The sequence below is a fragment of the Simplicispira suum genome, assembly GCF_003008595.1.
Taxonomy (GTDB): Bacteria; Pseudomonadota; Gammaproteobacteria; order Burkholderiales; family Burkholderiaceae_C; genus Simplicispira; species Simplicispira suum.
Genome location: NZ_CP027669.1, coordinates 1,997,546 through 2,009,761, shown reverse-complemented (window position 1 = coordinate 2,009,761; position 12,216 = coordinate 1,997,546). Strand labels below are relative to the sequence as shown.

13 protein-coding genes are annotated in these 12,216 nt (G+C 64.8%); 2 read left to right on the top strand and 11 right to left on the bottom strand.

Annotation, left to right across the window (positions count from 1 at the left end; genetic code table 11):
• Positions 1-57 precede the first annotated feature (57 nt).
• Both C6571_RS09315 and C6571_RS09310 read right to left on the bottom strand, forming a co-directional pair.
• Entirely contained in the window at positions 58-765 is a 708-nt protein-coding gene (locus tag C6571_RS09315; protein ID WP_245901239.1) for a class I SAM-dependent methyltransferase, read from the bottom strand.
• Positions 753-1,742: a fumarylacetoacetate hydrolase family protein gene (locus C6571_RS09310; RefSeq protein WP_106446442.1), complete on the bottom strand. Its 990-nt coding sequence runs from the start codon at positions 1,740-1,742 to the stop codon at positions 753-755. The genes C6571_RS09315 and C6571_RS09310 overlap by 13 nt, the downstream gene beginning before the upstream one ends.
• Positions 1,743-1,864: 122 nt before the next feature.
• Between C6571_RS09310 and C6571_RS09305 the strand changes: the two genes are divergently transcribed.
• Together C6571_RS09305 and C6571_RS09300 are read left to right on the top strand one after the other, a co-directional pair.
• The gene (locus C6571_RS09305; RefSeq protein WP_338053977.1) at positions 1,865-2,983 is read left to right on the top strand and encodes a DUF3108 domain-containing protein; all 1,119 of its coding nucleotides are present in this window, start codon (positions 1,865-1,867) and stop codon (positions 2,981-2,983) included.
• A gap of 127 nt (positions 2,984-3,110) precedes the next feature.
• A complete protein-coding gene (locus tag C6571_RS09300) occupies positions 3,111-3,401 on the top strand; it encodes a BTH_I0359 family protein (protein ID WP_106446441.1) in 291 nt (96 codons plus the stop codon).
• A 74-nt stretch (positions 3,402-3,475) separates the two neighbouring features.
• On the opposite strand, the gene C6571_RS09295 is transcribed toward C6571_RS09300, so the two are convergent.
• The 9 genes from C6571_RS09295 to narJ all read right to left on the bottom strand — a co-directional run bounded on the left by C6571_RS09295 (position 3,476) and on the right by narJ (position 12,214).
• On the bottom strand, positions 3,476-4,033 hold the full coding sequence (locus C6571_RS09295; RefSeq protein WP_420542623.1) for a hemerythrin domain-containing protein: 558 nt from the start codon (positions 4,031-4,033) through the stop codon (positions 3,476-3,478).
• 2 nt (positions 4,034-4,035) lie between these two features.
• Positions 4,036-4,440: a ribonucleotide reductase subunit alpha gene (locus C6571_RS09290; RefSeq protein WP_106446440.1), complete on the bottom strand. Its 405-nt coding sequence runs from the start codon at positions 4,438-4,440 to the stop codon at positions 4,036-4,038.
• 38 nt (positions 4,441-4,478) lie between these two features.
• Positions 4,479-5,132, bottom strand: coding sequence for a nitroreductase family protein (locus tag C6571_RS09285; RefSeq protein ID WP_420852923.1), 654 nt, complete (start codon positions 5,130-5,132; stop codon positions 4,479-4,481).
• 2 nt (positions 5,133-5,134) lie between these two features.
• Positions 5,135-6,436 (bottom strand): NnrS family protein, encoded by a 1,302-nt coding sequence (locus C6571_RS09280; RefSeq protein WP_245901238.1) that lies wholly within the window; start codon positions 6,434-6,436, stop codon positions 5,135-5,137.
• 16 nt (positions 6,437-6,452) lie between these two features.
• Positions 6,453-8,885 carry an adenosylcobalamin-dependent ribonucleoside-diphosphate reductase gene (locus C6571_RS09275; protein ID WP_106446438.1) on the bottom strand — a complete coding sequence of 811 codons (2,433 nt, stop codon included), beginning with the start codon at positions 8,883-8,885 and terminating at the stop codon, positions 6,453-6,455.
• Positions 8,886-9,124: 239 nt separating this feature from the next.
• Entirely contained in the window at positions 9,125-9,859 is a 735-nt protein-coding gene (locus C6571_RS09270) for a carbonic anhydrase (RefSeq protein ID WP_106446437.1), read from the bottom strand.
• Positions 9,860-9,861: 2 nt separating this feature from the next.
• Positions 9,862-10,740, bottom strand: a complete 879-nt coding sequence (locus C6571_RS09265) for a peptidylprolyl isomerase (protein WP_245901237.1) — start codon at positions 10,738-10,740, stop codon at positions 9,862-9,864.
• Entirely contained in the window at positions 10,737-11,510 is a 774-nt protein-coding gene (gene narI / locus C6571_RS09260) for a respiratory nitrate reductase subunit gamma (protein ID WP_245901236.1), read from the bottom strand. Before narI ends, C6571_RS09265 begins: the two co-directional genes overlap by 4 nt.
• Entirely contained in the window at positions 11,507-12,214 is a 708-nt protein-coding gene (narJ, locus tag C6571_RS09255; protein WP_106446435.1) for a nitrate reductase molybdenum cofactor assembly chaperone, read from the bottom strand. Before narJ ends, narI begins: the two co-directional genes overlap by 4 nt.
• Between the last annotated feature and the right edge of the window lie 2 nt (positions 12,215-12,216).

Below are 12,216 nucleotides of genomic sequence, written 5' to 3'. Positions count from 1 at the left end.
CATATCCCTCCCCAAGGAACCCTGTCGCGAGTAGGCGCACCGGACGCCGCCGTTCTTTCAGCGCGAATGGCCCGGCGCAGCAGGCTGCGGCGTGCAGTACGCGTAAGCCCAGTAATGCGGCCACTGCGTCAAGCTGCCTTCGGCCGCTCCTGCTTGGCGCACTGCGGCGTGCAGCTCCTGGGCATCCGGAAAGTTCTTCAGGATGCGGTGCACCGAGCCATCGCGCAGTGGACGCCGCTGCCAGGTATCGCCGTTCGCATCGGTGTCGCACAGCGGGGTGCTGCTGCCGGCGACAAAGCGGTTGTCCAGCAAGACCACGCGCGCTCCTGGGGCCAGCGAGGCGTGCAGGCCTGCAAGAAACTCCACACGCCGCGCCTGCGGCACATGCGAGAACCAGAAGCCTGCAAAGGCGGCATCCCACACCCGCCTGGCCATGGGCAGTGCGTAGGCATCGCCCGCCATCCAGTGCACATGCGCGCCCAGGCCGCGCGCGCGCGCCACGCGCAGTGTCTCGGGGGCAGCGTCAAGAGCCCACACGCTGCGCGCCACGGGGGCGATGAATTGCGTCCAGTAGCCGGTGCCGCAGGCGATTTCCAGCACCTGCGCACCCGCAAAGCGCGCTGGCAGCCAAGCCTTGATGGCGCGCAGATCGAACTGGCGCTCGCTCTTGCAATAGACCGCGTCGTATTCCTCGGCGCGGGCGGCGTAGTAGGCCCGCATTTCGGGGCCGCCTTGCCCGACGTCGGAATCTTTCATTGCGGCCATGGCGCGGCTTCGGCCACGGCCTGTTCAATGGCGCCAAACAGGCTGGCACCACTGCTGCCTTTCATCTCCATGCGCAGCACGTCGCCCGGTTGCAGGTAGCCGGTGCTGGCTTGCCCCGCCTCCTGCGCTTCGGCCCGGCGCTTGGCTTGCATGCTGCTGAAGCCGCGCGCCGACTCCGCGCGGCCCTGGGCGAGCGGCCCAGCGGCTGTGGCCAAGGGGCCGCTGCAGACGATGCTGCCGGCGCGCACCGGGCGCGTGCAGGCGGCGTGGGCGATAAGCTCGCCAAACCCCCAGGGCATGCCAGCCACGCCGTCGCACAGACCGAACTTGCGGCCGTTCAGCCCGACCTGCAGCGCCAGCGCGACACGCCCGCCGTCCCAGGCGGCGCCGAGTTCGTCCAGTGTCACTGCCACCGGACTGAAAGCCGTCGCCGGCCGGCTGAGAAGCGGCCCCAGGCCTGCGGCGCGTTCGCGCGCTTCCAGCGCCCGCAGGCTGAGGGTATTGGCCAGCATCACAAGGCGCACGCCATCGAGTGCCTGGGCCGGCGTGCTGGCAGCGGCAATGTCGCCGGTGATGACCGCCAGGCCAGCGCCGAAATCCATCTCCATGGCCGTGCTGCCAGCAGCGATATCGGCGCAGGCGCCCAGCATTGCGTCGCCGGCAAGCTGAACCATGTCGGGCATGCCGGCGCGTGCCGCAGTCTCTTCACTCAATGACTCGGCACGCTGCAGGCACTGGTAAGCACGCGGCAGCGGCGCCAGGCACTGCTGCGGATCCAAGGGAAAGGCGTGGTGGGTGCGGCCGGCGTTCAGCGCGTCCGACAGGTCCTGTAGTTGCGGGGCGAAAAATCCCCAGTCTTCCAGCACCTGCTGCAGGCGGTTGGCGATGCCGGTGGCGTAATGGGCCTGGGCGAGATCGCGCGAGACGACGACCAACTGGCCGTCGCGCGAACCGTCCTTCAACGTAGCGAGCTTCATGGGGCGTGCGGATGGTGGCTGCGGCGGCGCAACAGGCGTGCCACGACGCCCGCATGGTACGCGAGCGCCGCGCTCGCGCGGCAGGGATGGTAACGTGGCAGGGTGTTGTCGACCCACAAGCCATGATCCCCCGGCGCCTGCTCTTCGTGCTCACCACCGTGGTGCTGGCCCTGCATGCGCTGCTGCTTTCGGGCGCCTCGGCCAGCGCCCTGCGTCCCACCGCCAGCGCACCGCCGGTGTTTGTGACCCGCACCGTCAACGCCCCCGCCGCTCTCAGCCCCGTGGCCGCTCCCGTGGTCCGGGCGGCGCCCAAGCGGGCCAAGCCGTCGGCCAAAACGCCCGCAGTCCCACGCACGCAAACACCCGTCCCGGCAGCCTCTCCCACTGATCTGGCTGAAGGCGCGCCAGCGGCAACGCCTTCGGTCCTTGCCAGCCCGCCATGGCTTGCGCCCAGCCAGAGCGAGCTGCTCGCCTTGGACGCTTCCAGCGAGAACGAAGCGCAGCCCCTTGCAACCGCGCATGCCGCCGAAACCCCCGTGCGCGCGGCGTCTGCCCCTGAACAGGAAAGCCCTCCGCCCACAGCGGGAGACAACCCGCCCCCGGTCAAGCTCCCACCACCTGCGCGCCTGAGCTTCGAGGTCACCGGCAAGGCGCGTGGTTTTGGCTACAACGCGCAGGCTGAGCTGCTCTGGCAGCACGACGCCACCAGCTACAGCGCCCACCAGGAAGTGAAAGTGATTTTTCTGGGCTCGCGATCACAGAGCAGCGTCGGTAGCGTTACGGAGCGCGGCCTGCAGCCACGGCGTTTTGGCGACCGCTCGCGCAGCGAGCGCGCCGCGCATTTCGACTTTGCCAAGGGGCAGGTCACTTTCAGCGCCAACACGCCGGCCGCTCCGATCGAGCCGGGTGCGCAAGACCGGCTGAGCGTGTTCCTGCAACTGGCCAGCATGCTGGCCGCCGCACCCGAGCACTACCCTGCCGGCACGCGGATCGCGATGACGACGGTAAGCGCCCGCGCGGCCGACGTCTGGACTTTCACCGTCGAGGGCGAAGAAGCGCTGGAACTGCCGGTCGGCACGATGCGCACCGTGCAATTGCAGCGCCTGCCCCGGCGCGACTACGACCAGAAAGCCCAGGTCTGGCTGGCCCCCGAACTGGGCTACCTGCCCGCGCGCATTCGCATCACCGAGGCCAATGGCGACTTCGTCGAGCTGAACCTGAGCGGGCACGAAGCACCTTGAGAAGGCGCATTGTCGGATCGAGGCCACGCTGTAGGCGCAAACAGACAAGCCGTGCAGTCATTGTGAGCGCTTGAACTCTGGCGCATCGAATCCATCTGACAATGACTACAAGCGCAGGAGGAACGCCATGAACATGCTCTACGACTCGGATTCTTTTGTGGTGGTGCACATGCTGCCCGATGCCGACCGCGTGGAGGTTTCCTCCGACGACGGGCCGGCGCCGTTGCAGTTGGCGCGCCACGGGTTTGAAATTGTCGACAAACGCACCGGCAAGGAGGTCTATCTCGACGGCTCCTGGGCCGAGATGTTCCAGCTCCAGATCCTGGCCTGGCAGCGCGATGCGCCGACCCAGGAAGAGGTGGAGGACACGCTGGAAGGCTATACCGGGCTGGCGCAGCACCCGGTGGTGGTGCATTGACGCTGAATTTTAAGCATCAAATAGGCCTCCAGCTCTTATTCCACAAGCGTCAACAGCTATAAAATAAATAGCACTTATTGCGCTGCACCGCGCCGCTGGCGCATGTCGCGCGCCATGGCCTGCAGCGCGCCAGCGTCCATGGCCGCGCGCGCGGCTGGGTAGACCCACTCTTCTTCGGTACGGATGTGGTCTGCATAGCCGGCAGCAAAAGCGTCCAGTGCCGCCAACTGCTCGGCAGAAAACTGCGTGATGCCACCGCCTGAGAGCGCCAGCAAGGCGCTGCGGGCCACCGCCCAGCGCTGCGCCATGGCAACATGGTCGGCCTGCAGTTGCGCCACGGCCGCGAGCAAGGCTTCGTCCTTGGCCGCGTGCAACGCGGGAAAGACATGGCGCTCCTCGTCTTCATGGTGCAGTGGCGCGGCAATGTCGAAGTAGCGCAGCACGTCGAATGCCGCGCTGCGGGCCGAATCGTCGCAGCCTTGGGTTTGCAGGTGCTCACACAGGCGCTGCTGCAGCGCCAGCGTGCGCTGCACGCGCTCGTGGCAGGCTTCCAGCATCTCGAACGGGGTATCGAAACCGACCGCCGGCGCGCCAAAGCCAGGCAGAGGGATGCCGCGGGAAGGGCTTGCCACCGTCAATCGATCTGCACCGTGTGGCCGGTGCGATCAAACGGGATCAACCCCGAATGCACGCCGCGCTTGATGGCATCCACCATACCCTCGAGCGGCACCTCGGCGTCGCTGCTGGTGGGCGCGCGGTTCAAGCTACCTGACATGGCAGCGGCAAACACCAGAATCCAGTCCTTGCCGAACTGGGCGGCTTCCTGGACCAGCGCGTCAAACGACGCCAGCTCGTCCGGTGCCTTGTCGACACACATCTGTGGCACCAGCGCACCGCCTTCGCCCCTGGCAAAGCGCTCGCGTTGGGCCGGCGTGGCGTCGTCGGGCAATTCGACACCAGCAAACACAAACAGCAGGCGCTGGGGCTCGCCCTGCGCTCGTGCGGCTTGCAAAAGATCGTCAAAACAGGAAATTTCCATGGGTTGATTCCAGAGTTCAAAAAATAGGTCGAACTTGCTCAGGGCTGAGCAGAAGGCCGTGCCTGCACGTCCAGAAGGTCCAGATACGTCGATGGGGCCGGCCGAATGCGGGCGCGCTTGGGCGACACCACGCTGCCAATGTTGACGAAACACAGCGCCTGCTGCCCGGCAGCAAGGCCAAACAGCGTGCGCAGCGGGGCCGAGGACAGGGCTTTGCCACTGGTCAGAGCCGAGCCAAAACCCAGCGCGGTGGCCATCAACAGCAGGTTTTGCACGGCGCAGCCCGCCGACACCATGCGCTCACCCGCCTCGATCTCGGGATCGCCGCAGGCCAGATCCACCACCACCAGCAACAGCACCGGGGAACGAAAGGCCTTTTCGCGCGCCTGCGCCAACTGCTCGGGTGTGGCCAGCGCGTCGCGCTCCTGCAGGGCCTGGCCAAAGGCCTCAGCCAGCGCGGGCCGGGCCGCAGCAGGCACCTGCACAAAGCGCCAGGGCAGCAATTGGCCATGGTCCGGCGCGTGCGCGGCGCTGGCCAAAATCTGCGCCAACTGCGTGGGTGTAGGCGCGGGCTCGCCCAGCCGCTTGGGCAAAATGGTCTGGCGCGCCTGCATCAGCGCCGCAGCAAAGGCGGCGCAGTCCTGCCCGGAGGCGAAGGCAGGGTGGGAAGCCAGGTTGTGCATAGCCGGCATTGTCATCCGGCGCGCCCGTCGGGGCGCAGTCGCCCGTACCAAGAGGCAAGCCGCCCCGCCCAGGCCAGTATGGCTACAGCCCACAGCAGGGCTGCAAGCAGCAGCACCAGCGGCGCAGCGGGGCCTGCCTGCACGGCGATCAGGCGAAGAGCCACCGCCGCCTGCAGCAGGCAGAACAGCGCCCACACGGTGTCGTCTGCCACCTGCGCGCGGCCACTGTTCCCCGCAGACACCCGCGTCACCATCGCCAGCATCAGTGAAGCCAAGCACCCCATACCGAGCGCGTGCGTGGCGCCCAGGCTCCACTGAGGCGCGCCAGCCAGGGCGAGCCAGCGAGCCGCGCCGTGCAGAAGAAATGCAAGACCCAGCCAGACAAAACCCAGGAAAAACATGCGCAACAAGCGGTTGCGCAGGCTCTGGCGCTGCGCCCAGCCCCACGCGCGCCAAAGCAGCACCGAGCCCACTGTGCATTCCACCAGTCCATGCAGCAGCACCCAGGCAACGCCCCAACGCGACTCGTACGGCACCACCGCATCCATCCATACCGCCAGCGCCTCAAAACCGGCCGCACCCGCGAGCAAGCCCAGCGTCCCCCAGGGGTTGTCACTGCCCGCGCCGTGTTCGGACGGCAGTGAGAAAAAGGGCAGCATGCGGTGCGCCACGGTGACAAAGACCAGGGCATCGAGCCCCCAGAGACCCGCAAGAACGAACAAACGGGCCACACTGGGCGCGCCCAGCGCCAAAGCCAGTGCAAGACCGGCGACACACACTGTGCCGACCGTGAACGCCACGGCGATCACGCGCGCATGCATGCGGTCCTCGGCCTGGCTTTGCCGCAGCAGGTCCCAGAAGAGCAGACTGATCCAGACCATGCCAAGGACGGCGAAGCAGGCACCTGCAAGCGCCAGCGACGGCTGCCATTGGGCACCCAGCAACCAGGCCAACCAGCCAAGCGACAACAAGAGCAAAGGTGGGAGGAGTCTGCGCACCGGCCAGGGCGGTACGCGCAGCCATTTGGGCCCGGCGGTAAAGAGGAAACCCGAAAAGAAGAGCGGAAAAAAGCCGAACACCATGAGCGCGCCGTGCGCCAACGCAGCAGGCAGTACCGGCTCCATCGCTGCAGCGCCGGCCACGCGCGACGTCTGGATCAGCGCCCACCACAGCGATGCTCCAGCCAGCACCAGCATGGCAAGAAAAAAAGCCAGTCGATGCGGCGCGATCAGCAGATGCGCCCCACGCCAGCGCAAGTCCAGCCGCGCGCGCGTCTCGGCAGAGGGCTTGGCTGGAGCCGGCGGACCGGACACGCGCAATGCGGCAGGTTCAGCCGCAGCTGCCCAGGTGGCCGCACTGGGTGCAGTAGTCGCAGCCGTCCTTGCGAATCATGGCGTGGGCGCCGCATTCGGTGCACTTCTTGCCGGCCATGACGGGCGAAACGGCGGCCAGCGCAGCCTCGCCTACGGGCAACTCTTCGTCGCCAGGGACCGGCCGGGCACGGCGCGCCAAAATGTTCTGGACCGCATAGGCGATGGCAGCGACCTCCGAGTCGTGCCACATCGGCACCACGGTTCCGTCGGCCTTCTGGTGTGTCCCCAAGCGTACCGGGCCGCGATCCCAAGCCACTTTCCGCATGTCGCTGAGCGCGCGCTCCAGGAAGCCGCCGCGCGCGGCCAGCGAGAGCAACCGCATGCTGGACGTCACCCATTGCTGCGATTCGCCGCTCTGGCCGACAGGCATGAAGAATTCAATGGCGCGATCGATCAGGCCACCGGTCTCAGGATCAGGTACTGGCAAGAAGGACACCACCAGATACAAACGCTTCTGCCCCTCCTGCGTCCAGTAATCCACCTTTTCGGCGACCGCAGAGAGCGCCCCTTTGGGGCGGCTTTCGATCACCGTGCGCATGGGGTCCACAGGCGCTGTTTCGGGCGCGGAGGCCACTTCGCTGCCGGGAGCGGCATGCGTCTCCAGCACCGAACCGAGGATGCTGTTCGGTCGATAGGTGGCCAAGCCCTTGAGCTTGGCGCGCCAGGCTTGCAGGTACAGACCCTTGAAGTCTTCGTAGGGGTAGTCGGCCGGGATGTTGACCGTTTTGGAGATGGCTGTGTCCACGAAGGGCTGCACCGTCTTCATCATGGCAATGTGGCCCTCGGCCGACATTTCCAGCGCCGAGACAAAGTAGTCGGGCAACTGGTTCACGTCACCGCCCAGCTCGCGGTACAGGCGCCAGGCGTGGTCTTCTACCGCGTACTCGGCCATGGAACCATCGGCCTCGCGCTTGCGGCGTTTGTACATCCAGGAGAACGGCGGCTCGATGCCGTTGGACGCGTTGTCGGCAAAGGCCAGGCTCACCGTTCCCGTGGGCGCAATCGACAACAAATGGCTGTTGCGTATGCCGTGTTCGCGAATGCGCGCGCGCAGGGCCTCGGGCAGGCGGCTGGCGAAGGTGCCTCTGGCCAGATAGCCGTCGGCGTCGAACTTGGGGAAACGGCCCTTTTCAATCGCCAGATCCACCGACGCGGAATACGCGGCATCGCGCATGTGCTCGGCGATGCGTGCCGCCATCGCGCGACCTTCGTCCTTGTCGTAACGAACGCAGAGCATGGCCAGGGTGTTGCCCATGCCGGTGAAGCCGACACCAATGCGGCGCTTGGCATGGGCCTCGTCGCGCTGCTGCGGCAAGGGCCAGAACGTGACGTCAAGCACGTTGTCCAGGGCGCGCACCTGCAAAGCCACGGATTTTTCAAAGGCGGCAAAATCAAACGCGGGAACACCGTCAAAGCCAAACGGATGGCGCACGAAACGCGTCAGAATGATGGGACCCAGATCGCAGCAGCCATACGATGGCAGCGGCTGCTCGCCACAAGGATTGGTGGCGTTGATGTCCTCGCAATAGTGCAGGTTGTTGTCGGTGTTGATCTGATCCAGGAAAAGGATGCCGGGCTCTGCGAAGTCGTAGGTCGACTTCATGATGGTGTCCCACAGCTCGCGCGCGGGCAGGCTTGCGTACACCCATTTGCCGTCGGCGCGCTGATAGGCGCCCGTACCCATCACCGTGGCCCCAGGGCGCGCCTTGTGTACCAGCTCCCAGGGCTGATCATCCAGCACGGCCTGCACGAAGGCGTCACTCACCCCCACCGACACATTGAAATTGTTCCAACGACCCGGCGTGCGCTTCGCGGTGATGAAATCCATCACATCCGGGTGATCAATGCGCAGCACGCCCATCTGTGCACCACGCCGCGCGCCCGCGCTTTCCACCGTGGAGCAGGACTGATCGAACACGTTGATGTAGCTGCATGGCCCGGACGCCATTGAATGCGTGCCTTTGACCTCGGCCCCGCGCGGGCGAATGCGCGAAAAATCGTAGCCAACGCCACCGCCGCGCCGCATGGTTTCGGCAGCCTCGCGCAGCGCCTCGTAAATGCCAGGAAATCCTTCGTCGTCCATCCCCTGGATGCAGTCGCCCACGGGCTGAACGAAGCAGTTGATCAGCGTCGCCTGAATGGTGGTGCCAGCGGCGCTCATGATGCGTCCGGCGCCAATCGCGCCTGCATGCATGTTGGCCAGGAACAGGGCTTCGTACTTTTCCCGCTCGCCCTCGGCTTCAACAGAAGCCAGTGCACGCGCTACACGGCGAAAGAGGTCTTCGACGCTGGTCTCGCCCGGTTTGAGATATTTTTCCTGCAGTACATCAAGGCTGATGGGCTGGATGGCCGTGACGTCTTGCGCGCGGCCCAGGTCTTCTCTCTTCATGGTGGAGTCCGTAGGTAATATGACAAAAACGCGCTGCACAGCGCGTCGGGCGAAGTCCACCCACCGTGAAAAGTGGGCTCGGAAAGCGAGCTCAGTTTAGCCTTTTCAGGCGAGCCAGGCATCCCAAGCGGTCTTCCCCTTTTGTGCTAGCTCGCATAGAAAAAACAGGACGATCTCAAGCCTGGCGCGCACTTAGAGCAAATTTCTCGCAGAGAATCTTTTTACAATTTTCTGCTCGACTAAGGGTTTTCATCCGACAAGACCTGCCCGTCGTGCTCGACGTAAGGATGGTATGGCCCTGTACCACTGTGCGTGGCCACGGACGCCGCGACAAAGCGACCGCTCTGGACGTCGAACACGTGGACTTCACCGTCTTCAATGACGCAATGCCAGCCGTGCAAGCTGATCTGGCCCGCTACCACGCGCCTGCGCACCATGGGATAGTCCATTAAACGTTCGAGCTGCAGCACCACGGCACGCTGTTCTGTGCGGCGCAGTGCGTCCGGAGTGGGAACCACCGGCAATGCGGCATCGCGTCCCAGATCGAGCCAGCGGCGCAAGTTGTTGGCCTCCGCCGGGACTTCTTCATACAGCGCCTTGATCGCACCGCAGTGGCTATGTCCACAGACGATGATGTGCCCTACCTGCAGGCTAAGCACCGCAAACTCGATCGCAGCTGCCGTGCCATGGTGGCCGTATGAGCCGTCGTAGGGCGGCACAAAGGCGCCAACGTTGCGCACCAAAAACAGTTCGCCCGGTCCGGCACCCGTCAGCAGATAGGGCAGCAGGCGCGAATCGGAGCATCCAATGAACAGGGTGGTGGGGTGCTGACCCTCGGCCACCAAGTCCTGAAAGCGCTGCTGGTGCAGAGGAAAATAGTCGGACTTGAAACTGCGCAGTCGCAACAGCAGATCGTCACCGCCCGCCGCGCTACTGTCGCAATCTTCTCCGCTGGCGCCGCCCTGCAGGCCCATGCCTACTGCACCAAGGGAGAATCGGCCGCGTCGAGAACGATATTTTCGAGCTCGGCCTCGCCAGCGAGCAAAGCCATGTATTGGTACAACGCGCGGGCACGGGACTGCATTGCCAGCAGGCGTGCAATGCGCTCGCGCACCTCGGCATAGGTCGGCTCTGTCCCCGCCCGGCGCTCCAGCACTTCGACAATGTGAAAACCAAACCGGCTGTGCACCAGCGTCGGATGCACGCCCACGCCGCTCTGGTTGTGCGACTGGTGAAACAGCGCTTTGGCCAGCTCGGGAGCGCAGTCGTCCGGACCGACCCAACCCAAATCGCCACCCTGGCTGCTGGTGGGGCAGTTGGACAACTCCGCAGCACGTTTAGCGAAACGATCTGGCGGGGTGTCCTTGTGGGTCAGTTCAAGCAGTGCTTTTTCAGCGTGCACGGCCAGGGCCTGTACGTTGATTCCAGGCGTGACCGCAAACAGGATATGCCGCATGTGCAGCGCCTGTCCGACCGTGAACTCACAAGCGTGGGCCTGGTGGTAGCGCTGGCATTCAACCTCTTCGGGCTGCGGGCTGCTGACTTCGCGATCAACCATGGCCTCCAGGATCTGGCGTTCGGATTCGCTCAGTTCAGGCGCCATGGGCCCGGTGTGCTCGGGCAGGAGCCCAAGCGAGACTGCGCGCTGGCGCAGCAGCTCGGCATAGGCAAGCTCGCGCAGTTCGCCAGCTTCAGGGCGCTGCCCCTGCGCATGCAAGGCGATGCGATTGATGGTGGCAGTGAGCATGTCTTGCGCGCTGAGTGCTGGGGCGCTGGCAGTGGCGTTGCCACAACCACATCCGCTGCCACAACTGCCGGCATCTGCCAGCGGGGAGACTGGGGGGGAAATACTCACGAGAATTTTCCTTTTGACGGAGCAGCAGGATGACTTGCCTGCACCGGCTTCGGCGCATGCGACGAGCGGGTGGTGACGCCCACGTGGAGGCGCCGGCTGCGCACGATTTGGTACGGGCGCAGGAGGTAGCCGACCGATGCAAAGCCGCTCCACACATGCACCAGACGGCTGAACGGGAACAACAAGAAGATCGTCATGCCAAACACGATATGCACCAGGTAAGGCCAAGGGAGACCCGCCAACACCTCGGCATCGACCGTACGCAGTGTCAGGATGCGCTGCGCCCAATCGGCCAGGATCAGCATGACGCTGCCATCTGAATGCGCCCACGAAAACGGCAACGTAATCAGGCCCACAACCAGCTGAACCCACAGGATAAGCAGGATCGCCAAGTCGGTTTTGTGGCTGGTGTAGCGAATGCGTTCATCAAACATGCGGCGATAGATCAGCATCGTCAGGCCAATGAAGCACAGCACCCCAAAGGTGCCGCCCGAGTAGATGGCGATTTTTTGCTTCACCGAGGCTTCCAGGAAGTGCGCATAAAAAGCGTGCGGCGCCAGCAACCCGACCAAGTGACCAAAGAACAGGAACAGGATGCCGACGTGGAACAGATTGCTGCCCCAGCGCAGCAAACCGGTCCGCAGCATTTGCGACGAGTCGCTTTTCCAGGTGTATTGGTCGCGGTCGAAACGCAGCAGGCTGCCGAGCAAAAACACCGTCAGACAAATGTAGGGGTAGACCCCAAAGAGAAAACCGTTCAGGGAAGTCATGGCTGTGCTCCTAGGGAAGAGAGTGCCTGGCGGGCAGATTTGGGCACGATGTGGATGGGTTGGGCCTGGTCGGGCCGTGCTTGGCCCTTCGATGAGCAGCCGTCGAACACGACAGGCTCCTCCCAGACGGCGTCAATGGACTCCTCGGGTGCGATATCGACCGGCGAGGCTTTCTCACCGGACAACTCCAGCAAAGCACCGAGCACGGCGGCGTACGGGCTTTCCCGCTGTTGGAGCGCAGCGAAGATGGCATTGAAGATGTGCGCCATCTCGCTCAGGAACTCGCGTGCCTGGCGCGGCGCCAGCGTGGATGTGAACTCCAACACCACCGGCAGAAAATCGGGCAGTTCGCCCTCGCCCAGAAACAGGCCGGTTTGCTCGTAGGTCTTGGCCAGATCGATCATGGCCGGCCCCCGGTCGCGCGAATCGCCGTGCACGTGCTCGAACAAGTGCAGCGACGTGGCCCGGCCACGGTCAAACAGCTCGACATAGTCGGATTCGATATCCAACACAGCCTTGCGGCTGAGTGTCTCGATGAGCGCTTCCAGCTCGGCCAGGCGCGGTGCAGCCAAGGCCTTCTCTTCGTGCAGCGCAGCGCGCAGCTCGGGCAAGTGGGTGCGCAGATCGGCGTCCGGATAACCCAGCAGACGTGCCAGCACGCGCAGGCTTTTGCTGGCGTGGGGGGTGTGATTGAACAGCGCCATGC